This is a genomic window from Streptomyces clavuligerus (genome assembly GCF_005519465.1).
Lineage (GTDB): Bacteria > Actinomycetota > Actinomycetes > Streptomycetales > Streptomycetaceae > Streptomyces > Streptomyces clavuligerus.
Genome location: NZ_CP027858.1, coordinates 750,305 through 771,643, shown reverse-complemented (window position 1 = coordinate 771,643; position 21,339 = coordinate 750,305). Strand labels below are relative to the sequence as shown.

Here is a 21,339-nt window from a genome sequence, read left to right as displayed (position 1 = left end):
ACGGGACGTCTCACCGGTGCGGCGCGTGCGCCGCCGTTCCGGCCGCAGGGGATTCTGCGGGACGATCCCCTCCGGTGGAAGAGCGACGGAGCCGTCCACCGGACGGGCCACCGGCCCGCCCGCCGGACGGACGCCGTGCCGGCCACCGCCTCGCCGTACCCTCCACGGCCTCCCGGGAGCCGTCCGCCACGGGGAACGGCGAGCTGAGCGCCCCCGAGAGCCGTACCAGCCGCCGCCGTCCCGCGCCCAGGGCCGCCGTCAGCGCCTCCGCGCCCGCGTGCGCGTGGTCCTCGTCCGGCGCCGGGGGAGTCCCGGCGCGCCGCGCCTCCACGGCGGCGACCACCATCGCCGCCACCCCCGCCGTCCGCGCCCGCCACTCCGTCGCGCCGATCCCGAGCGCCGCCTCGTACGACCGCCGCCGCACCCGGTCGTCCAGATGGGGCCGAAGCCGCAGCAACTCGTCGTGGATCAGCGTCTCGCGCACGGTCAGCCGCAGTTCGGCCGGGGCCCACCAGGGGATGCGCGGCACGGGCGGACGGTCCTCGCCGGGGTCCGGGCGCAACTGCCGCCACAAGGCGCCCAGCAGGGCGTAGGTCCGCCAGGTGTGCCGCAGCGCCTCCAGCCGGGGCCCCACCAGCGGCAGCAGGAAACCGACGGTGAGGGTCAGCCCGCCGACCGCCGCGATCGGCGGGGCCACCGCGGTGCTCAGGACGTCGTACTCCGCGCCCGTCCACCGTGCCACCACCGCCGTCAGCTTGGTGAGCCCGAAGGCGAGGTTGAACGCGAGCCCCAGCACCAGGACGAGCAGCCCCCGCCGCAACCACTGGCCCACCGCCCGCGCCCACCGCAGACACAGCACCGTCGTCACCACCGCGGTGACGATGTGCGCCACGAGATAGGTGACGACCATCTCCCGGATGAACGGGGTGCGCGCGTAGTAGGTGTCGAAGTCCCGCAGCCGCTCCTGGGGCGTGTCGCCGAGGACGAACAGCAGCGGCAGCGCCACGATCACCGCCCCGTACGCCGTGATCCAGGCGCGGCAGGCGCGCCGGACCCGCTCCCGGGGGCCGCCGCGCCAGTTGACGATGAGCACCATGCAGGCGCAGCTGAAGGCCGACATGATGGAGTAGACCAGCGGGGCGGAGAGATTGGGCACCCCGGTGATCCGGTTGACCAGCACGATGGTTGGCGGCGCGGCGAAGAGGAAGCACACGGCGGCCGTGAAGAGCAGGGACACCACGGACCGCACCAGGGGGTCCCGCCAGTCGCGGCGCAGCGCGGGGAGTTTGGCGGCGAAGGCGATCCCGAGGGCGAGGGCGGGAACGTAATAGTCGCTGTTGCGCATGGAGCTTCAGTCCCGGCGGTGTCCGAGCAGCCGCTGGATGCGCTGGGCCTCCGGGCTCCTGGGCGCGGCCGTCCGGGGCGGGGGTTCCAGCCAGTGGCGCAGATGCGCGCCCAGCTCCAGACCGAACGCCTCCGCCTCGTTCTCCTGGGCCTGCCGGAAGTCGGTACGGGCGGCGAGGTGCTGCACGGCGGTGTCCGGTACCGGGAAGGGGCCGCGCTCCGGGGCCGTGCCGCCCGTGCCGCTCATGCCGTCGGTGCCGTCCGTGTCCCCGGCCGGCCCCGGTCCCGGCGCGCCGCCGGTGACCAGCCCCGCCGCCTGCGCCGGGCCCGCGTCATGGGGCCCGGCGTGCCCGGCGACCATGTGCCACACCTCATGGCCGAAGATGATCAGCTGGTGGAGCGGCGGGGTGCCCGTCTGCACACAGATGACGTCCCGGTCGGCCAGATTGAGATAGAGCCCGCTCGCGGTCTGCGGGGGGAAGTCCACCATCCGCAGCACCACGGGACGTCCGCGCCGCTCGCCGAGGTGGGTGCAGAGCGCCGCGAACACCTCCTGGGGCTCGGTCGGCCGGGCCTGTTCGAGGGCGCGCGCGAGCTCGTCGCGCAGTCGGCGCATGGCGCTCCTGGTGCCCAATGCACACTCTCCCCCGGGTCGGTCAGCGGCCTCAGCCTGGCACCACACCGTACAGAGCGATCGGCACGGCTTGGCGGGCCGCTGGCCCCGTTGCGAGTTTTCCGGACAGGCCCACAGCGTGTCAGCCATGCGACCCGCCCCCGCGAAGTGGCTGCCCAGCCCGTGATATCGCAGGTGAGAGCGGTATTACCGCGATCGTCCGGGCTCGTTCCCGGCGCGCGGGCGGCGCGCCCGGGCCCCGGGGGACACGCGGGACGTTTGGCGGAATTCTGTTGGGTGGCCTCTTCCGGCCGCCCCGCCGGTGCCCGGGGGCGGGCTCCGGGCCGGGTTCAGGCTTCCGTCAGGGCCCGGCGACGGGCCTCGTGGACCAGGGGGGAGCCGCGCAGGGCGAGGGAGATGAGGACCAGGTCGTCGGGGCCGGTGGCGGGCTGGACGGGGGACCGGCCGCAGACGATCACCGTCCGGCCCGGCTCCGCCGCCTGCACCCGGCCCGCCGCGGCGATCATCGCGGCGTCGGCGACGACGCTCGCCCGCTCGGGCGGCTGCCCCTCGGCCAGGGCCCGTGCGAAGACCTCCTCGTACACCGTTCCGTCGTAGTACGGCCGCAGTCCGATGATCCCGTCGTGGATCGCGGCCTCCCGCCGGATCAGCCGCAGCTCCAGGGAGGCGAGGGGGCCGATCGCCACATGCGCGGAGCCCGGGGGCACCGTGCGCCGCAGCAGCCGGGCCAGCGGGCCCAGCCGGAGGTAGCGGACCGCGGCGCGCCCGAGGTCGCCGAGGCTCCGGGTGAGCAGCGGCAGGACGAAGCCGCCGCCGATCAGCGGCGCGGCCAGCGCGGCCAGCGGCGGGGCCAGTTCGGTGCCGAGCCGGTCCCAGTCCCGGCCCGCCCAGCGGGCGGCGACCGCGGTGAGCTTGCTGATGTCGTAGCCGAGGTTGAGCAGATAGCCGCAGCCGATGAGGACCAGACCGGAGCGCGGCACACCGGTGACCCGCCGGGACCACCGCCAGCAGAACACCGCGGTCACCACCGAGGCGACCGTGTGCGCCAGCAGATAGAGGACGATCATCTCCCGGATGAACGGGGTGGTCGCGTAGTGGGTGTCGAAGTCGCGCAGCCGCTCGACAGGGGCCTCGCCCAGGACGAACAGCACATTGATGGCGACGGCGACCGCCGCGTATCCGAGGACGCACCGCCGGGCCACCGACCGGGTCCGGGGGGTGATCCCCCCGCGCCAGATGGTGAGCAGCACCAGACAGGCACAGCTCACCGCGGTCAGCGTGGTGTAGAAGAGGGGCGCGGCCAGGTTGGGCACCCCGGAGACGTCGTTGATGGCGTCGAGCGTCGGCACGGCGGCGAGCGAGAAGACCAGACCGGCCATGAGCAGCAGTCCGCAGACGGAGCCGAGCAGGATGTCGTGCGGACGGCGGATCAGCGCGGGCAGCTTGATGAAGAACGCTCCGAACAGCAGGGACGCCGGGACGAGCATACTGATCCCGGTCATGCGCGACCGGCTTTCCGCCGCTCCCCGCCCCGGCCCGGGAGCCGGCTCCGGCCCCGGTCCGGGACCTGCTCCCGTGCCGGGGGCGGGAGCGGGCGGGGCCCGGGCCCCGCCCCTCTTCGAAACGTCCGTTCCACTCCACCGCGCACCGTCGTACCCCACCCCGTCCGAGCCGCGTCCCCGTCCTGGCGCCGACCGCGCTGGCACGGCGCCAATCGGCCGTCCGCCGCGCTCGGCGCGAGCGATCCGACCTTCCCCTGCGTAACCGTACTGTGTGCGTGCGTGTTCGGGGACGACGGTCTCCCAACTCATGGGGTCCGGACAGCCCCGTGACGCCTCAGGCTCCGGCGGTGTCAGAAGCCTGAGGGGGGTACGGACAGGGTGAAGGGGTCGATAAGGCGGCAATCAGGTGCTGGTGAACCGGTGAAACAGGGCGAAAAATGTGACGGAGCGTAAGGAGAATGGGGCGGTCCACCGATCGGATCACGCCAATCACCGCCCCGGGCGGGAACGACACGCCCGGGGCGGGCGGCCCGCCCGGCGGCGCGCCCGCGTCCGGCGCCCGCCCGCGGGTGCGCCCGGCGCCCGCCCGGGGCACCATGGCGGCATGGCGTCCGGCACCCCGTCGTCCGGTCCGGGGGAGGGGCTGACGCTGGCCCGGCTCGCCGCCGTCTCCCGGGAGGTGGCCGCCGCCTCCGCCCGCTCCCGCAAGACGGAACTGCTGGCACGGATGTTCGACCAGGCCCGCCCCGAGGAGGCCGCCCTGGTCGTCTCCTATCTCTCCGGACGGCTCCCCCAGGGCAGGATCGGTGTCGGCTGGAGCACCCTGAGGGACCCGCCGCCCCCGGCGCCCGCGCCCCGGCTCACGCTCGCCGCCACCGACGCGGCGCTCGACACGATCGCCGCCCTGAAGGGCCCCGGCTCCCGGACGGCGCGCCGGGCCCGCGTCCATGAGCTGCTGGCGGCGGCGACCGACGGGGAACAGCGCTTCCTGACCCGGCTGCTGCTGGGCGAGGTGCGCCAGGGAGCCCTCGACGCCGTCGCGCTCGAAGCGCTGGCCCGGGCCGCGGGCGCGCCCGCCGACGCCGTGCGCCGCGCCGTCATGCTGGACGGCTCCCTGCCCCGGGTCGCGCGTGCCCTGCTCGCCGAGGGCCCCGCCGCCCTCGGCCGCTTCCGGTTCACGGTCGGCACGCCCGTCCTGCCGATGCTCGCCCACACGGCGGCGTCGGTCACGGAGGCGGTGCGGACCCTGGGCGCGCCCTGCGCCGTGGAGGAGAAGCTCGACGGCATCCGGGTCCAGGTGCACCGCACCGGGGACACCGTCCGCGTCCACACCCGTTCCCTCGACGACATCACGGAACGGCTCCCCGAGGTGACCGAGGCGGCGCTGCGCACACCGGGCGCGCCGTTCATCCTGGACGGCGAGGTCGTCGCCGTGGACCGGGACGGGCGGCCGGTGCCCTTCCAGGAGATCGCCGCCCGAGTCGGCTCCCGGACGGACATCGCGTCGGCGCGCGCCGCGCTGCCCGTGGCGCCGGTCTTCTTCGACGTCCTCGCCGCCGACGGGGCGCCCACCGTCGACCTGCCCGCGCGGGAGCGGCACGCGGTGCTCGCCCGGCTGCTGCCCCCGGAGCTGAGGGTCGGCCGTACGGTCGTGACGGACCCCGGGGACGGGGCGCAGCTCGCCGCCGCCGAGGCGTTCCTCGCCCGCGCCCTGGCGCGGGGTCAGGAGGGTGTGCTCGTGAAGGCGCTGGACGCCCCCTACGCCGCGGGCCGCCGGGGGCGCTCCTGGCTGAAGGTCAAACCCGTGCACACCCTCGATCTGGTCGTCCTCGCGGCCGAGTGGGGCCACGGCCGCCGCACCGGCCTCCTCTCCAACCTCCATCTGGGCGCCCGCGCCGGCGACGGCGGCTTCGTCATGCTCGGCAAGACGTTCAAGGGGCTCACCGACGAGATGCTGGCGTGGCAGACCCGGCGGCTGGGCGAACTCGCCGTCGCGGACGACGGATTCACCGTACGGGTCCGCCCCGAGCTGGTGGTGGAGATCGCGTATGACGGGGTGCAGCGCTCCCCGCGCTATCCCGCCGGTGTCACGCTGCGGTTCGCCCGGGTGGTCCGGCACCGCCCGGACAAGCGGGCCGCCGAAGCGGACCCCGTCGAGCGGGTCCTGCGCCGCGAAGCCCCGGGCTGACCGCCCCGGCTGCCCGGGCCGGCCGCTCCGGCCGCTTTGGCCCCGGGCCTCAGTCGCAGGGTTCGAGCCGCCACTGCTGTCCGGGGGCGTCGGTGTCCTCCCACTGCTGCACCCGGGCACCGTCCGCCGCGCTGCCGTCGGCGACCTCCAGCAGCAGCCCGCTGACGAAGCTGACGATGGAGACGGTGCCCGGTGCCTCCAGCCGGTGCTCGATGATCCACTCCTGGGCGCCGAAGTTGTTCGGCCGCCACTGCTGGATGCGGGCGCCGTTCTCTGTCGAGGCGTCCGCGACGTCGAGCCGTTTGCCGCTGGCCGCGCTGACGAAGTGGTAGAGCCCGCTGCCGCCCGGGACCGGGTCGATCCGCCACTCCTGGGCGGCGGCGCCGCTGTCCCTTCCCTGCTGGACGACGGCTCCGCTGCCCTTGACCCCTCCGTACACCTCCAGCAGCAGTCCGCTGCCGATATTGCGCACCCGGTAGCGGCCCGGTCGGAATGCCCCGCTCACACCCGTACTCTCCTCGTACTCCTGGCCCGGTGGCGCTTGTCCGCCGCGGTCCGGGCCCGTTCGCGCTATTCAAACAAGTGTACGAGAAGGGCGGGGCCGGGGGAGGTCAGATCGTGCCGCCGAAGGTCGACGGGTCGAAGCCCAGCCGCCGGCCCTCGTCCAGCGCCGCGAAGGCCGCCAGGTCCTCGGTGTCCAGCTCGAAGCCGAACACCTCCAGGTTCTCCCGGATACGGGACGGGTTCGCGGACTTCGGGATCGTCACCAGGCCGAGCTGGAGGTGCCAGCGCAGCACCACCTGGGCGGGGGTGCGCCCGTGCTTGCGGGCGACGGCCACCACCGCAGGGACCTCCAGCAGCCCCCGGCCCTGGCCCAGCGGCGACCAGGACTCGGTGACGATCGAGTGCCGCTCGTGGAGCGCGCGCAGCTCGGCCTGCTGGAACTGCGGGTGCAGCTCGATCTGGTTGACCGCGGGGACGACGTCCGTCTCCGCGAGCAGCCGTTCCAGGTCCTGGGGGCGGAAGTTGCACACCCCGATCGCGCGGGAGCGGCCGTCCGCGAGGATCTTCTCCAGCGCCCGCCAGGTGTCGATGTAGCGGTCGTGGGACGGCATCGGCCAGTGGATGAGGTAGAGATCCACGTGCTCCAGGCCCAGCCGGTCCAGCGAGGCGTCGAAGGCGCGCAGCGTCGCGTCGTACCCCTGGTCGCTGTTCCACACCTTGGTGGTGACGAACAGCTCCTCGCGGGGGACGCCGGACCGGGCGATGCCGCGGCCCGTCCCCTTCTCGTTGCCGTAGACGGCGGCCGTGTCCACGCTGCGGTAGCCCGCCTCCAGCGCGGTCGCCACGGTGGACGCGGTCTCGTCGTCGGGGATCTGCCACACGCCGTAGCCGAGCTGCGGCATGGCGACACCGTTGTTGAGAGTGATCGAAGGGACCTGGCTCACGAGCGATTGATCCTTACCTCGTCGGAATGCGTCGGAACGCACGGTCGGAATAGCAGTCGGAATGGCTGTCGGAACGCATATCGGCGGAAGGCTTATCAGAAGGCATATCGGAAGGCATATCGGGAGGCGGAGGGACGTCCCGTCGACAGCTCCGGGGTGTCACGGTGGTGAACGGCGGAGTGCCGCGCGACCGAGCCGGGCACCGGGGAGACATGGCGCGAACGGGCGGACGGCGCACGGCTCTTCGGGCACGACCCGTACCCGGCCGCACCCGAAAGGGCGTCACCGCCCCGCCGAGGCCCGCCCGGACCGGTGGACCGGGCAGGATGGCGGGATTCGGACCGGCCCCTTCGGTTCGGACCATTGACCGGTTCCCCGCGAGACGCGACCCTATGACACACATGGCTGAACTCCGGTCGCCCTTGTGAACGGACTTCAGTGGCACCTCCCCCGGCGCCCCCGCGCGCCACCCGTGTCATCGCACGACCATCCTGCACCACTCCTCACCCCCACGCACCCCAGGAAGGCGGGACATCGCCGATGAACACCGAGACCCCTCAGGTAGCCGCAGGCTGGGAGACCCCCGAATACGAGATCGTGGAGACCGCGCTCGAAGTGACCGCCTACTTCCTCACCGACTGAGCCCAGCCGCATGCTGCTCCAGGTGCTCGGCACCGCGGCGGGCGGCGGACTGCCCCAGTGGAACTGCGCGTGCCCCGGCTGCACCGGGGCACGTACCCATCCGCACCGCCGGCGCCGGCACGCCTCCCTCGCCGTGCAGGCCGGAGCGGGCCGATGGTTTCTGGTCAACGCCACCCCCGACATCGGCGACCAGATCGAGGACAGCCACGCACTGCGCCCCGGTCCGGGACCCCGGCAGACCCCCGTGGCCGGAGTCCTGCTCACCGACGCGGAACTGGACCACACCCTGGGCATCGCCCGGCTGCGGGAGGCCGCGGGCTTCGACGTCCTCGCCACCCGGCCGGTCCGCCACGCGCTGCTGGAGCGGCTGCGGCTCGGCGCCACCCTCGCCCCCTACACCCGGGTCCGCTGGAACGAACTGGGCGCCGCGCCCCAACCGCTCGCCCCGGACGGCACGGTGACGGCCACCGCCCTCCCCGTCTCGGCCAAACGCCCCCGCTACGCGGTCGACCTGCCACCCGACGCACCCGGCGCCGACGACTGGGTCGTCGCCCTGAGCCTGCGTGACACCACCACCGGACGCACGCTGCTCTACGCCCCCGCGCTCGCCCGCTGGACCGACACCTTCCAGCAGGCGGTCGAAGCGGCCGACTGCGTTATCGTCGACGGCACCTTCTGGGACGACGACGAACCCGTCCGCACCGGGATCTCCACCCGTACCGCCACCGGCATGGGCCATCTGCCCATCGCCGGGGAGAACGGCACCGCGCGCCGCCTGAGCCGGGTGCGGGCCCGCTGCCTCTACACCCACCTCAACAACACCAACCCCCTCGGGGACCCGGACGCCCCCCAGCACAGGATGCTGCGCGACTGGGGACTCGACATCGCCGCCGACCGAATGGTGATCGACCTGTGAGCACCCTCGCTGTGCCCCACGCGGGCACCGGTGAGCTGTGGGGCCCGGAGGAGTTCACGGCACGGCTGCGCGCCGTGCCCGCCGGGCGCTACCACGACCGCCACCCCTTCAACGTACGGATGCACCAAGGCGCCCTGACCCCCGCCGAACTGCGCCGGTGGATCATCAACCGCTTCCACTACCAGCGCAACATCCCGGTCAAGGACGCCCTGATCCTCGCCAAGTTCGACGACAGCTCCCTGCGCCGCGCCTGGCTGCGCCGGATCCAGGACCACGACGGCGTCGCCGACGGCGAGGGCGGCATCGAACGCTGGCTGCGCCTCGGCGAGGCCGCCGGGATCAGCCGCGCCCGGCTGGCCTCGGGGGACGAGGTGCTGCCCGGGGTACGGCTCGCCGTCGACGGCTATGTCAACTTCTGCCGTCTCCGCCCGGTGCTCGAAGCCGTCGCCGCCTCGCTGACCGAGCTGGCCGCGCCCACCATCATGCGCACCCGGATCGACGCCTTCGAACGGCACTACGGCTGGATCGAGGCCGACGGCCTCGCGTACTTCCGCACCCGCATCGGACAGGGGCGGCGCGACAGCAAGGAGGCGCTGCCGCTGGTGCTCGCGTGGGCACGCACCCGCCAGGAGCAGGAGGCCGCCGTGGCCGCGCTCCGCTTCAAGTGCGAGGTCCTGTGGTCGCTGCTGGACGCCGTCGAAGCGGCGGGCCAGGAGGACCGGGGCGGGCCCCAGGGCCCGGCCGGGGAGCAGGCGTGACCGGCCGCCCGGCGGCACGGCCCGCCCATCCGGCGCCCGGGCCCGACCCGTCCGGCGAGCCCTGGCGGCCCGCTCTCGCCCGGTCCGTCGTCCTCCGCCACGACCGGGTCCGCGGCACGGATCTGCTGCTGCTGCCCGAACGCGCCGTCGTCCTCAAAGGGGCGGCCGGGCCGATCCTGCGGCTCTGCGACGGCACCCGCGACCTGGCCGCCCTCGTCGCCGAACTGGGCGCGCGCCACCCGGGCGCCCCCGTGGCCGACGAGGTCCCGCGCTTTCTGGCCCGGGTGCGCGAGGAGGGCTGGATCGTATGAACGGGACCCCGGAGGGAACGGTGGACGGGACCCCGGAGGGAACGGTGGACGGGACCCCGGAGGGAACGGTGGACGGAACCGCGGACGGAACGGCGGAAGGAACGGTGGACGAAGCCACGCACCGCACCGCGGACGAAGCCACGCACCGCACCGCGGACGAGGCCGCGTACGGCATCGCGCACCGCGCGGAGGAGGCCGCCCCGCCGGTCGACCCCGCCCCGCCCTGGGCGCTGCTCGCCGAGCTGAGCCATGGCTGCCCGCTGCGGTGCGCCTATTGCTCGAACCCCGTCGAACTGATTGGTCGGTCAGATGAACTGACCGCCGAACACTGGTCCGACATCTTTCGGCAAGCCGCCGACCTGGGCGTTGTCCAGACCCATCTCTCCGGTGGCGAGCCCCTGCTCCGCCGTGACCTGCCCGCGGTCGTCGCCGCCGCCGACGCCGCCGCTGTCCACACCCAACTGGTCACCAGCGGCGTCGGCCTGAACGAACGCCGTCTCGCCGCCCTCACCGCCGCCGGGCTGCGCAGCGTCCAGCTCTCCGTCCAGCACGCCGACCCCGCCGCCTCCGAACACATCGCCGGGGCCCGCTCCTTCGCCGCGAAGGAACGCGCCGCCCACCTGGTCACCGCCGCCGGGCTGCCGCTCGGGCTCAACGTGGTCCTGCACCGCGCCAACCTCGACGCCCTCGACGCGATCGTGGAACTCGGCCTCGCCTGGGGCGCGTCCCGGATCGAGCTGGCGAACACCCAGTTCTACGGCTGGGCGCTGCGCAACCGGGACGCGCTGCTCCCCTCGCGCGCGCAGATCGCCGCCGCCCGGGCCCGGCTGGAGCACTGGCGGCCCCTGCTCGCCGGGCGCCTCGAACTGGTCTGGGTGGTACCGGACTACGTCGACGGTGTCGCCAAACCCTGCATGGGCGGCTGGGGCGCCCTCTCGCTCACCGTCGCGCCCGACGGCCGCGTCTACCCCTGCCCGGCCGCCGCCGCGCTGCCCGGCCTGGACGCGCCGAACGTCCGGGACCACTCCCTGGAGTGGATCTGGCGGGAGTCACCCGCCTTCACGCTCTACCGCGGCGAATCCTGGATGCGGGAGCCCTGCCGGAGCTGCGAGCTGCGCGGCCGTGACTTCGGCGGCTGCCGCTGCCAGGCGTACGCCCTGACCGGCGACGCCGCCCGCACCGACCCGGTGTGCTCGCGCTCACCGGACCACGCCCTGGTCCGCGCGCTCGTGGACCGGGCGGCGGAACGGGAGGCCGTGTCCGCCGCACCGCAGTACGCCTATCGGGAGGGACCATGAAGCGCTGGACCACCGCTCTGCTCGCCACCGCCCTCGCGGGCACCGCGCTGACCGCGCCCGCACGCGCCGAACCGGCCCCCGCGCGCACCGGGGCCGTGGCCCGTTCCGCCGGTGACACGGCGGCGGGCCCCGGGCGGACGGAGCGGGCCCCCGTACGGTACGAGGCCGAGGACGCCGCCATCAGCCGGGGGGTCGTCCAGAGCGACCACCCCGGGTTCACCGGCCGGGGCTTCGTCGACTACGAGAACGCCCCCGGCGGCCATGTCGAGTTCACCGTGGGGCGGGAGACCGCAGGAACGGTTCCTCTCGTCCTGCGCTACGCCAACGGCACCGGGTCCGACCGGCCGCTCGACCTCGCGGTCAACGGCCGCACCGTCACCGCCGGGATGCCCTTCGGCCCCACCGGCTCCTGGACCGACTGGCGGACGGCCACCGTCTCCGTACCCCTGGGCCGCGGCACCAGCACCGTACGGCTCACCGCTCGGGGCACGGGCGGCGGCCCCAACCTGGACTCCCTCACCACCGGCGGCGGCCCCGGCGCCACCGACTGGTCCGTCGCGCTCGTCGAGTCCACGACGGCCCGCTACACCCCCACGTCGATCGGTGGCTGGTCCTACCCGGTCGGGCTCTACCTCTACGGCCAGTACCTCGTCTACCAGCGCACCCGCGAGCCCCGCTATCTCGCGTACATCAAAAGTTATGCCGACCGGTTCGTGGACCCCTCCGGGAACATCGCGCAGAGCTTCGACACCCTCGACAGCATGCAGGCGGGACGGCTGCTGACGGTCCTCCACCGGGAGACCGGGCAGGCGCGCTACCAGAAGGCGGCGAAGAAGATCCGGGACCGGCTCGCCACCTACCCCCGCACCACCGAGGGCGGCTTCTGGCACGCCACCGCCGCCGCCCGCCACCACCAGCTCTGGGCAGACGGCGTCTACATGGTCAACCCCTTCCTCGTCGAGTACGGGAAGGAGTTCGGCGACCTCGCGTACGCCGCCGACGAGGCCACCCGGCAGCTCGCCGTCTACGGCACCCGGCTCCAGACCGGCAACGGACTGCTGCGGCACGCCTTTGACGAGGCCAGGGCGCAGGCGTGGGCCGACCCCGCCACCGGGCTCGCCCCCGAGTACTGGTGCCGCGCCGTCGGCTGGTACTCCATGGCGGTCGTCGACGTGCTCGACGCGGTGCCCGCGAACCACCCCCGCCGGGATGTGCTGCTGACCGTGCTGCGGCGGCTCGCCGCGGGCATCGAGCGCTATCAGGACCCGGCGACCGGACGCTGGTTCCAGGTCGTCGACCAGGGCGCCCGGAGCGACAACTGGACCGAGACCTCCTGCTCCAGCATGTTCACCTTCGCGCTCTCCCGGGCCGTGCGGCAGGGCTATGTCGACGCCCGCTACGACGCCGTTGCCCGGCGCGGGTACCAGGGCGTGCTGGCGAAGATCTCCTTCGGCCCGGACGGCCGGACGAACCTCTCCGACATCTCCGTCGGCACCAATGTCGGCGGCTACCGCTACTACGTCCAGCGCGAACGCCGGACCGACGACTTCCACGGCCTCGGCGCGTTCCTGATCATGAACGAACAACTCACAGCGAGGTGAGTACTCATGAACACATCACGCAGAGCCCTTCTGAACGCGGCCGTCGGCGGCGTGGCGGCGGCGGGCCTCCCGGCGCTGTCCGCGCTCCCCGCGTCCGCGGCACCCGCCCGCGCCGCCGACTGGCAGCTCAAGTGGTCGCCGTCGGCGAGCCGTGACGGACTGCGTGCCTTCGAGACCCTGGAGGACGACCGGGCCGACTCCCACACCTCCTACGGCCCCCACATCACCACCGAGGGGGACAACTTCCGCTTCACCATGCACACCCGCGACCGGGACGGCTCCGACCGCCAGCGCCAGGAGGTCACCGGCTGCCGCTCCGGCAACTCCTTCCTGCGCTGGCGCCAGGGCGAGACCTGGCGGGTCAGCTACGCGATGTACATCCCCTCCTCCCTCAAGGCCACCACCACGTTCACCCACATCATGCAGATGAAGCAGCCGGGCGCGGGCTCCGCGCCCATCGTGGTCCAGTCGCTGCGGCGCGACGGCGGGGAGCAGACCATCGAACTGAAGATCTTCGAGCCCAATATCCTCGTCGGCCGGACCGCCCTGGCCCCGCTCCACAACAACTGGGTCGATGTGGACTTCGAGATCACGATCGGCAACGGCAGCGCCGGGGCGGTGCGCTGGGCGATCCGCAAGGGCGGCACCACACTGATCGACAAGACCCGCAAGGGGGTCGACACCTTCCTCGCCGACCGGGTCCGCCCCAAGTGGGGCATCTACCGCTCGCTCGGCGACAGCTCCGGTTCCCTCCAGGACTGCTATCTGCTCCTCTCCCGCATGCGTGGCTACCAGCTCGTCTGAGGAGGACGGCATGAAGAGCCTTCGCACGGCCGCCGCGACCGCGGTGCTCGGAGTGGCGATGGCGGTGGGCGCCCTCCAGCCCCCGGCCACCGCGGCCCCGCCGGATGCTGCGGTCACCCCCGCCACCGTCGCCACCATGGTCCCCACTGTGTCTCCCGCGTCCCCTGCCTCCTCCGCTTCTTCCGTTCCTTCCGCTTCTTCCGCCGCTCCGCCGGGGGACGGGCGGACCGTCACCCCCCTGGCCCCCCTGCGCGGCGGCGACCAGGTCACCGTGCCCCCGCCCCGCGCGGCCGAGTTCGACGTCCGTGCCTACGGCGCCGTCGGCAACGGCTCCACCAACGACACCCCCGCCATCAACCGGGCCATCACCGCCGCCAACAGCGCGGGCGGCGGCACCGTCCGCTTCACCTCCGGCACCTACGAGTCCAAGAACACCATCCGGATGAGGAGCCGGGTCACGCTCCAGCTGGACGCGGGCGCCACCATCAGCGGCAACGCCGCCGACACCTACGACCCGCCCGAGCCCAACCCCTGGGACGACTACCAGGACTACGGCCACAGCCACTTCCACAACGCCATGATCCACGGCGACAACCTCACCGACATCGGCTTCACCGGCTCCGGTGTCATCGACGGCGACGGCGCCCTCATCACCGGCGACCCCAGGTCCGGCGAGGCCGACAAGATCATCTCCTTGACGCGCTGCACCAACCTCACTCTGAGCGGTATCACTCTGCGCGAGGGCGGCCACTTCGCGGCCCTCATCAACGACTGCGACAACGTCGTCTCCGAACGGCTCGTCATCGACACCGCCATGGACCGCGACGGCTGGAACGTCATCAACACCACCGACGTGCGCATCACCGGCGCCCACTTCGAGGCCAACGACGACGCCCTCGCCTTCAAGAGCGACTACGCCCTCGGCGCCAAACTCACCAACGGCCATGTCACCGTCAGCGACTCCTACCTCTCCGCGGGCTGCTGCAACGCCCTGATGTTCGGCTCCGAGACCTGCGGCGACTTCACCGACTACCGCTTCGAGCGGATCACGATCAAGGGCTCCGACAAATCCGGCCTCGGCATGGTCTCCATGGACGGCTCCAAGATCTCCGATGTCCACTACCGGGACATCACCATGACCGGGGTCCGCTCACCGATCATGCAGAAGGTCGGCACCCGCAAACGCTGCGGCAACAACCCCGGCACCGGCTCCATCAGCGACATCACCTACACCAACATCAGGGCCAACGGGAAGAACGCCGCGTACGCGCCGACCCTGTGGGGCGAGTCCGGCGGCGGCCGGATCAGGAACGTCACCTTCGACAACGTGGACATCACCGTCCCCGGCGGCAGCGGCACCATGGCGACCACCCCGCCCGGCAACCAGCCCACCGACTACAACCCCAACTCGATCGGCACCCGCCCCGCCTACGGCTGGTACATCCGGAACGCCGACGGACTCCGCTTCACCGACAGCGAGGTCCGCTTCGCGGCCGACGACGGCCGCCCCGCCGTCATCGCCCACGGCAGCAGCGATGTCCGCTTCGACCGGTTCACCGCCCAGCGCGGCAGCAACAGCCCCTCCGACCTGCTCTTCCAGTCGGTCACCGGCTACTGCGTCACCGGCGGCGCCAACACCTCCGGCGGCGCCCTGCGGATCGGCCGCACCGGCTCCAGCGAGAACTGCGGGCCCACCGGCCCCGGCCCCCGCCGCTACGAGGCCGAGAACGCCGGGTACACCCCCGGTTCCACCGTCGACACCAACCACACCGGCTACAGCGGCAGCGGCTTCGTCAACACCCCCAACGCCGTCGGCGCCCATGTCGAATGGACCGTGACCGCCACCGCGGCCGGCCCCGCGACCCTCACCATCGGCTACGCCAACGGCACCACCACCGACCGGCCCCTGGACATCACGGTCAACGGGACCACCGTCGCCACCGGGGTCCCCTTCGCCGGGACCGGGGCCTGGACCGCCTGGCGCACCGTCGTTGTCCCCGCCGCCCTCCGGGCGGGCGCCAACACCGTCCGCGCCACCGCCACCACCGCGAACGGGGCCGCCAACCTCGACTACCTGGACGGCCCCGCCACCACCGCGCACGGCGCACCCGACCCCGACCGTCCCGAACAGGGTTAGCCCCGCCCTCATCCCCCACGGAGGCCACACCGATGCAGCACCGCACCCCCTTCCCGAAGACCGTCCTCGGCGCCCTCGCGCTGACCGGCGCGGCGGCCCTCATCGGCGGGCTCGTCCCCGCCGCGGGCGCCGCCGGGGCCCCCTCCGCCGGCCCCGTCGGCACCCTGGGCGACCCCACCGGGGTCACCACCGTCTCCAGCGGCTGGAGCATCCCCTGGGGCACCGCCTGGCTGCCCGACGGATCGGCGGCCCTGGTGACCGAGCGGAACTCGTTCAAGGTCTTCGCCGTGACCCCGTCCGGGACCAAACGGGAAGTGGGCTCCGTCCCCGAGTCCCAGACCACCGACGGCGAGGGCGGACTGATGGGCGTCGCCGTCGACCCCCAGTGGTCCGCCAACCGCGCCGTCTACTTCCTCCACACCTCGTCCGACGGCAACCGCGTCGCCCGGATGACCTACAACGGCAGCTCACTGAGCGGCTACCGCACCCTCCTCGGCGGCATCAAGAAGGCCAAGTACCACAACGGCGGCGCCCTCGCCTTCGGCCCCGACGGCCATCTCTACGCCGCCACCGGCGACGCGCAGACCCCCGCCCTCGCCCAGGACCGCGCCTCCCTCAACGGCAAGATCCTCCGCCTCACCCGGGACGGGAAGGCCGCGCCCGGCAACCCCTTCGGCAACGAGGTCTTCAGCCTGGGCCACCGCAACCCCCAGGGCCTCGCCTTCGACTCCCGGGGCCGCCTCTGGTCCGCCGAACTCGGCGCGTCCAGCAGGGACGAACTCAACCTCGTCGCCTCCGGCAGGAACTACGGCTGGCCCACCTGCGAAGGCACCTGCGGTGTCGCCGGAATGACCGACCCCAGGCGCACCTGGGCCGTCGCCGAGGCATCGCCCAGCGGCATCGCCGTCGTCGACAACGCCGTCTACATGGCCTCGCTGCGCGGCAAACGCCTCTGGCAGATCCCCATCGACCCGAACTCCGAGAACACCGGAACCCCCAAGGCGTACTACACCAACACCTACGGACGGCTGCGCGGCGTCACCAAGGTGCCCGGACAGAACCAGTTCTGGCTCGCCACCACCAACGCCGACGGCAACGGCGGACAGCCCGCCGGCTCCGACCGCATCCTGCGGGTGACCGTCGGCTGACCCCCCAGCACACCCACGGGCCCGCCGCACCCGCGACGGGCCCGTGGCTTTCCCCGGTAACGATCGCCGCCGCCGGACCACTTCCCGGTGAACGAGGAAGAATCCCGGAGGACGGAGGTGCGGGGCGGTGGCAGACGAAGCGGAAGGCTTCACCACGATGTACGACGCCTGCCGTGGGCGTGTGTGGGCCTACGTGGTCAGCAGAGCGGGCCGGCAGGTCGCCGACGAGGTGGTGAGCGAGACCTTCGCCATCGCCTGGCGGCGCAGGGCGGACCTGCCGGCCACCCCCCTGCCCTGGCTGCTCGGTGTGGCCCGCAACGTACTGCGGGACACCGTGCGCGCACAGGCGCGGCGGGAGTCCCTGGCGGCCGAGTTCCACGACTGGACCGAACGGTCCGCACCCGGCGGCACCGGGGACATCGCCGACGACGTGGCCGACCGCAGCGCCCTGCTGACGGCGCTGACCACGCTCGCCGACGAGGACCGGGAAGTGCTCGTCCTCACCGCCTGGCACGGGCTGCGGCCCGCCGAGGCGGCCCGGGTCGTGGGCTGCTCGGCGGCCACGTTGCGGGTACGGCTGCACCGGGCCCGCAAACGGCTGCTCCGGGCCGTCGACGACGACGCCGCCACCGCCACCGCCCCCGCCGCCTCCGGCCGACCGACGCGCGCCCAGCGCGTACGAGAGGAAGTGTGACCACACCGTGGAACGCGAACGTGACATCCTGCGGCGGCTCGCCGCCGCCCGGCCCGCGCATCTCGACGGGGACGCACCCGTCGACCCCGCCGTCCGGACCTGTGAGCTGACCGCCGCGATGAACTCGGCACCTGCGGCACACGAGCGGGCCCGCACCGGGCCCGTCCGGCCCAGGACCCCGCAGTGGCTGCGGCCCCGCTGGGGCGTGGGCCTGGTCTCCGCCGCTGCCGCCACCGCCGTCGCGGTGACCCTCGTCCCCTCCGGCGACGGCGCGGGAACCCCCGGCGACACCCCCACCGCCCGGGAGTTCCTGCTCGCGGCGGCGGCGAAGGTGGAGAAGGAAGGAGAGAGGAAGAAGGACGGGGCCTACTGGTACCAGAAGGAGCGCATGGGCTCGATCGACCGGGTCCCCGGCCGGAACGGCAGGCCCGGCTACGCGATCGACAGCCGCAGCGACCACCTGTCCTGGCTGGCCCGGGACTCCCACAAGCGGTGGTCCCAGACCACCGACACCGGCACCCGGCCCTCGACGAAGAAGGACGAAAGCGCCTGGCGCGCGGCCGGAGCGCCCAGGAGCTGGCCCAAGCTCGGCCGTGAGTGGGACGGCAAGGGCCTCGTCCACCGGGACGCGCCCGGTGGCCCCGGCCACGTGGTCCCCATGGGCAATATGAAGATCGAGGAGATGCGCAAGCTGCCCACCGGCGCGAAGGCCCTGCGCGCCCGGCTGCGGCAGTTGGTGGAGAAGGAGTACAACGCCCCCGACTGGGTTCTCCGGGACGAGGTCGTGCGCAAGGCCGTCGAGCTGGCCGTCGGCATGCCCGCGGGGCCCGAGCTGCGGGCAGCCGCGTACCGTGTGCTCGCGGAGGAACCCGGGGTCCGGGCCCTCGGCACCATCAGGGACCAGTCCGGCCGAGAGGGATACGGGGTCGCGATCCCCAGCCCCGGCCCCCTGAGCGGCGACGAGCTGAGGCTCGTCCTCGACCGGAGGACCGGGGCCGCGCTCGGCACCCTGCGGGTCGCCACCGACAACGAGTACGGGCGGCGCAAGGGCGAGGTGACCACATACACCACCGTCCTCGACACCGCCTGGACCAACATTTCGCCCCCGTTCGACCGGGACTACATCCGTCACCAGGACGGGAGGACCGGCCCGGAGACCCCTCCCGCGCCGGCCGCGCCGGAGCCGGGGAACGACGCGAAGGCGGCGGAACCGGCGGGATGACCCACCGCTGACACGGGGGAAGGGCGTGTCCGCCGGGGCCGGGGGGCTCCGGGGGCACGCCCTGTCCCGCACGTCCCGTCACGGACAGCCCCCGTCGCGGGTGGCCGTTCGTCAGGGACGGCCCGCCGTCACGGGTACAGCGCCGCCACCTCCCGCGCGTACACCTCCTCGATCTCCTTCCGCCGCAGCTTCAGCGACGGAGTGAGCAGCCCCTGCTCCTCCGTGAACGGGCGCGCCAGGATACGGAACGTACGGATCGACTCCGGCTGCGACACCCGTGTGTTCGCCGAGACGACCGCCCGCCGGATCTCCGCCTCCAGCTCCGGGTCCCGCACCAGCCGCACCGGGGGCAGCGGCGACCGGCCCTGGATCGTCAGCCAGTGGTCCACGGCCTCCGGGTCCAGTGTGACCAGCGCCGCCACATACGGCCGGTCGTCCCCCACCACCAGGCACTGAGCCACCAGCGGATGGGTGCGCACCGCCTCCTCCAGCGGGAGCGGCGAGACACTCCTGCCGCCGGAGGTCACCAGGACCTCCTTCTTGCGCCCGGTGATCGTCAGATAGCCGTCCTCGTCCAGCACCCCCAGATCGCCGGTCGCCAGCCAGCCGTCGCGTAACACCTCGTCCGTCGCCTCCCGGTCGCCCAGATACCCGGAGAAGATGTGCCCGCCCCGCAGCCACACCTCGCCGTCGGCGGCCACATGCACGGAGGTGCCCGGAAGGGGACGGCCCACCGTGCCGAACCGGGGGCGGTCCGGCGGGTTCGCCGTCGCCGCCGCCGTGGACTCGGTGAGCCCGTACCCCTCGAAGACCGTCATCCCCGCGCCCGCGAAGAACAGCCCCAGCCGCCGCCCCAGGCCCGAGCCGCCCGACATCGCGTGCCGCACCCGGCCGCCCATCGTCTGCCGCAGCCTGCCGTAGACGGACCGTTCGAAGAGCCGGTGCCGGGCCCGCAGCGCCGCCGAAGGGCCGGGACCGAGGCCGAACGCCTGCTGCTCGCGGGCCTCCGCGTAGCGCACCGCCACATCCACGGCCTTCTCGAACGACTCGCCCCTGCCCTCCCGTTCGGCCCACCGCCGGGACGCGTGGAAGACCCCCTCGAAGACATACGGGACCCCCAGGAAGAACGTCGGCCGGAACGCCGCCAGATCCGGCATCAGCACGGCGCTGCGCAGTACCGGCTGATGGCCGAATTTCACCCCGCCGCGGACCGCTGCCACCTCCACCACCCGGCCGAAGACATGGGCCAGCGGAAGGAAGAGCAGCGTCGCGGGCTCCTCCGCGGGCCGGGAGCGGAACAGCGACTGCCACCGCGCCACCAGGGTGTCGGTCTCGAAGATCAGATTGGCGTGGCTGATCACACACCCCCGGGGGCGGCCGGTGGTCCCCGAGGTGTAGATCACCGTCGCGGTCGACTCCGGGGTCACCGCCCTGCGGTGCCGGTGCACCACCTCGTCGTCGATGTCCCGGCCGGACTCCGTCAGTTCCGCCACCGCGCCCGCGTCGAGCTGCCACAGCCGCTTCAGCAGGGGCAGCCGGTCGACCACCGAGCCCACCGTCATGGCGTGGTCCTCGTGCTCCACCAGACAGGCGTAGACCTCCGCGTCGTACAGCATCCACAGCACCTGCTCGGCCGACGCGGTGGGGTACACCGGGACCGACTGGGCGCCCACCGTCCAGATCGCGAAGTCGAAGAGGGTCCACTCGTAGCGGGTGCGGCTCATCAGCGCCACCCGGTCGCCGAAGCGCACCCCGGCCGCCAGCAGCCCCTTGGCGAGGCCCAGCACCTCGTCCCGGAAGACCGCCGCGGTCACGTCGCGCCAGCGGCCCGCCGTGTCCTTGCGCCCCATGACGGCCCGGCCGGGGTCGAGTTCGGCGCGCTCGAAGACCGCGTCGGCCACTCCGCCGATCGGGGGCCGTGTCTGTAGGGGACGGACTGTGAACTCGCGCAAGGCTTGCTCCTCGTGGTGCTCCGCACAGCGCCGCGACGGTACCCCAGGACACCCGGCGCCGGGCGGCACTTGGCGAAGTGCGGACGAAAGGTGCCGGTACATGGCGGGCGGAGGAACCCGCTCACGCCGGGAAGCGTGGGCGGACTCCCGGCGGCGGAGTGAGGGGACGGGAGAATCTCCACGAAATCCTCGGGAAATCCCCCTACGGGTGGCGCCCCCCGGTGCCCGGCGGGCGGGCGGGTGCGGGCCGGTGGCGCACGGCCCCTGCCGGGCCCCCGGGGCGGCCTGAGAAGATCACCGGGTGACGACCTCCGGCATACGCCCCTTCCGCGCCACCCGCCCCTGCACCCTCGTCGTCTGCCGGGGCTGCTGCTGCGGTGACGCCCGCAAGCACCCCGGCACCGACCACGAGGGGCAGCTCCGCAGGCTCCGCGAGGCCGCCGCCGCGTCCGGGGGCCGGATCGAGGTACGGACCACGGACTGCCTCGGGCCCTGCGGCCAGGCCAATGTGATCGTGGTCCAGCCGTCCACAGAGGCCCGCCGCCGGGGCGCCCGCGCCACCTGGATCGGCTGGGCCCTCGACGACGACGCCCTCGACGACATCCTGGAGTGGGCGCACGCCGGGGGACCGGGCCGGGCCGAGCCGCCCGCGACCCTCGCCCTCCAGACCATCCCCGCGCCCACCGGCCGCCGCTGACCCGGCCCCTCGTCCTGTCGGCCCGGCGGCGGGGTCCCGGCGG

Annotated in this window: 19 protein-coding genes; 13 read left to right on the top strand and 6 right to left on the bottom strand. The window is 73.5% G+C overall.

Annotation, left to right across the window (positions count from 1 at the left end; all coding sequences use genetic code 11):
• Positions 1-10: 10 nt before the first annotated feature.
• The 3 genes from CRV15_RS03110 to CRV15_RS03100 form a co-directional block, all read right to left on the bottom strand.
• Positions 11-1,345, bottom strand: a complete 1,335-nt coding sequence (locus CRV15_RS03110) for an MAB_1171c family putative transporter (protein WP_003962374.1) — start codon at positions 1,343-1,345, stop codon at positions 11-13.
• A 6-nt stretch (positions 1,346-1,351) separates the two neighbouring features.
• The gene (locus tag CRV15_RS03105; RefSeq protein ID WP_009997933.1) at positions 1,352-1,960 is read right to left on the bottom strand and encodes a hypothetical protein; all 609 of its coding nucleotides are present in this window, start codon (positions 1,958-1,960) and stop codon (positions 1,352-1,354) included.
• A gap of 347 nt (positions 1,961-2,307) precedes the next feature.
• A complete protein-coding gene (locus CRV15_RS03100) occupies positions 2,308-3,480 on the bottom strand; it encodes a DUF6545 domain-containing protein (RefSeq protein WP_003962376.1) in 1,173 nt (390 codons plus the stop codon).
• Between the two features lie 643 nt (positions 3,481-4,123).
• Here CRV15_RS03100 and CRV15_RS03095 point away from each other — a divergent pair.
• Positions 4,124-5,668, top strand: coding sequence for an ATP-dependent DNA ligase (locus CRV15_RS03095; RefSeq protein ID WP_029183106.1), 1,545 nt, complete (start codon positions 4,124-4,126; stop codon positions 5,666-5,668).
• Between the two features lie 49 nt (positions 5,669-5,717).
• Here CRV15_RS03095 and CRV15_RS03090 read toward each other — a convergent pair whose 3' ends face one another.
• Together CRV15_RS03090 and CRV15_RS03085 are read right to left on the bottom strand one after the other, a co-directional pair.
• Positions 5,718-6,173 carry an RICIN domain-containing protein gene (locus CRV15_RS03090; RefSeq protein ID WP_003962378.1) on the bottom strand — a complete coding sequence of 152 codons (456 nt, stop codon included), beginning with the start codon at positions 6,171-6,173 and terminating at the stop codon, positions 5,718-5,720.
• 106 nt (positions 6,174-6,279) lie between these two features.
• Complete coding sequence (locus tag CRV15_RS03085; RefSeq protein WP_003962379.1) at positions 6,280-7,116, bottom strand: aldo/keto reductase; 837 nt, start codon at positions 7,114-7,116, stop codon at positions 6,280-6,282.
• A gap of 540 nt (positions 7,117-7,656) precedes the next feature.
• Here CRV15_RS03085 and pqqA point away from each other — a divergent pair.
• The 11 genes from pqqA to CRV15_RS03030 all read left to right on the top strand — a co-directional run bounded on the left by pqqA (position 7,657) and on the right by CRV15_RS03030 (position 18,647).
• Positions 7,657-7,758, top strand: a complete 102-nt coding sequence (gene pqqA / locus CRV15_RS03080; protein ID WP_009997934.1) for a pyrroloquinoline quinone precursor peptide PqqA — start codon at positions 7,657-7,659, stop codon at positions 7,756-7,758.
• 10 nt (positions 7,759-7,768) lie between these two features.
• The gene (pqqB, locus tag CRV15_RS03075) at positions 7,769-8,674 is read left to right on the top strand and encodes a pyrroloquinoline quinone biosynthesis protein PqqB (protein WP_003962380.1); all 906 of its coding nucleotides are present in this window, start codon (positions 7,769-7,771) and stop codon (positions 8,672-8,674) included.
• Positions 8,671-9,432 carry a pyrroloquinoline-quinone synthase PqqC gene (gene pqqC, locus CRV15_RS03070; protein WP_003962381.1) on the top strand — a complete coding sequence of 254 codons (762 nt, stop codon included), beginning with the start codon at positions 8,671-8,673 and terminating at the stop codon, positions 9,430-9,432. Before pqqB ends, pqqC begins: the two co-directional genes overlap by 4 nt.
• Positions 9,429-9,743: a pyrroloquinoline quinone biosynthesis peptide chaperone PqqD gene (gene pqqD, locus CRV15_RS03065; protein ID WP_003962382.1), complete on the top strand. Its 315-nt coding sequence runs from the start codon at positions 9,429-9,431 to the stop codon at positions 9,741-9,743. Before pqqC ends, pqqD begins: the two co-directional genes overlap by 4 nt.
• Positions 9,740-11,041, top strand: a complete 1,302-nt coding sequence (pqqE, locus tag CRV15_RS03060) for a pyrroloquinoline quinone biosynthesis protein PqqE (protein WP_003962383.1) — start codon at positions 9,740-9,742, stop codon at positions 11,039-11,041. The genes pqqD and pqqE overlap by 4 nt, the downstream gene beginning before the upstream one ends.
• Entirely contained in the window at positions 11,038-12,642 is a 1,605-nt protein-coding gene (locus CRV15_RS03055) for a glycoside hydrolase family 88 protein (RefSeq protein WP_003962384.1), read from the top strand. The genes pqqE and CRV15_RS03055 overlap by 4 nt, the downstream gene beginning before the upstream one ends.
• A gap of 6 nt (positions 12,643-12,648) precedes the next feature.
• A complete protein-coding gene (locus CRV15_RS03050; protein WP_003962385.1) occupies positions 12,649-13,446 on the top strand; it encodes a hypothetical protein in 798 nt (265 codons plus the stop codon).
• Between the two features lie 10 nt (positions 13,447-13,456).
• Positions 13,457-15,583, top strand: a complete 2,127-nt coding sequence (locus tag CRV15_RS03045) for a glycosyl hydrolase family 28 protein (protein ID WP_003962386.1) — start codon at positions 13,457-13,459, stop codon at positions 15,581-15,583.
• 32 nt (positions 15,584-15,615) lie between these two features.
• Positions 15,616-16,731 (top strand): PQQ-dependent sugar dehydrogenase, encoded by a 1,116-nt coding sequence (locus tag CRV15_RS03040; protein WP_003962387.1) that lies wholly within the window; start codon positions 15,616-15,618, stop codon positions 16,729-16,731.
• Between the two features lie 157 nt (positions 16,732-16,888).
• Positions 16,889-17,425 (top strand): RNA polymerase sigma factor, encoded by a 537-nt coding sequence (locus tag CRV15_RS03035; RefSeq protein ID WP_003962388.1) that lies wholly within the window; start codon positions 16,889-16,891, stop codon positions 17,423-17,425.
• A gap of 7 nt (positions 17,426-17,432) precedes the next feature.
• Positions 17,433-18,647 carry a CU044_5270 family protein gene (locus CRV15_RS03030; protein ID WP_003962389.1) on the top strand — a complete coding sequence of 405 codons (1,215 nt, stop codon included), beginning with the start codon at positions 17,433-17,435 and terminating at the stop codon, positions 18,645-18,647.
• Between the two features lie 128 nt (positions 18,648-18,775).
• On the opposite strand, the gene CRV15_RS03025 is transcribed toward CRV15_RS03030, so the two are convergent.
• Positions 18,776-20,599 carry an AMP-dependent synthetase/ligase gene (locus CRV15_RS03025; protein WP_044972261.1) on the bottom strand — a complete coding sequence of 608 codons (1,824 nt, stop codon included), beginning with the start codon at positions 20,597-20,599 and terminating at the stop codon, positions 18,776-18,778.
• Between the two features lie 301 nt (positions 20,600-20,900).
• Here CRV15_RS03025 and CRV15_RS03020 point away from each other — a divergent pair, with 301 nt between their 5' ends.
• A complete protein-coding gene (locus tag CRV15_RS03020; RefSeq protein ID WP_003962391.1) occupies positions 20,901-21,296 on the top strand; it encodes a (2Fe-2S) ferredoxin domain-containing protein in 396 nt (131 codons plus the stop codon).
• The last annotated feature ends 43 nt before the right edge of the window (positions 21,297-21,339 follow it).

What these genes read in the sequence shown, in the direction of transcription:
- CRV15_RS03105 (WP_009997933.1), bottom strand. Translation starts at nt 1,960, where the DNA reads ATGCGCCGACTGCGCGACGAGCTCGCGCGCGCCCTCGAACAGGCCCGG.
- CRV15_RS03045 (WP_003962386.1), top strand. Translation starts at nt 13,457, where the DNA reads ATGAAGAGCCTTCGCACGGCCGCCGCGACCGCGGTGCTCGGAGTGGCG.
- CRV15_RS03055 (WP_003962384.1), top strand. Translation starts at nt 11,038, where the DNA reads ATGAAGCGCTGGACCACCGCTCTGCTCGCCACCGCCCTCGCGGGCACC.
- CRV15_RS03035 (WP_003962388.1), top strand. Translation starts at nt 16,889, where the DNA reads ATGTACGACGCCTGCCGTGGGCGTGTGTGGGCCTACGTGGTCAGCAGA.
- CRV15_RS03050 (WP_003962385.1), top strand. Translation starts at nt 12,649, where the DNA reads ATGAACACATCACGCAGAGCCCTTCTGAACGCGGCCGTCGGCGGCGTG.
- pqqA (WP_009997934.1), top strand. Translation starts at nt 7,657, where the DNA reads ATGAACACCGAGACCCCTCAGGTAGCCGCAGGCTGGGAGACCCCCGAA.
- pqqB (WP_003962380.1), top strand. Translation starts at nt 7,769, where the DNA reads ATGCTGCTCCAGGTGCTCGGCACCGCGGCGGGCGGCGGACTGCCCCAG.
- pqqE (WP_003962383.1), top strand. Translation starts at nt 9,740, where the DNA reads ATGAACGGGACCCCGGAGGGAACGGTGGACGGGACCCCGGAGGGAACG.
- CRV15_RS03040 (WP_003962387.1), top strand. Translation starts at nt 15,616, where the DNA reads ATGCAGCACCGCACCCCCTTCCCGAAGACCGTCCTCGGCGCCCTCGCG.
- CRV15_RS03100 (WP_003962376.1), bottom strand. Translation starts at nt 3,480, where the DNA reads ATGACCGGGATCAGTATGCTCGTCCCGGCGTCCCTGCTGTTCGGAGCG.
- CRV15_RS03110 (WP_003962374.1), bottom strand. Translation starts at nt 1,345, where the DNA reads ATGCGCAACAGCGACTATTACGTTCCCGCCCTCGCCCTCGGGATCGCC.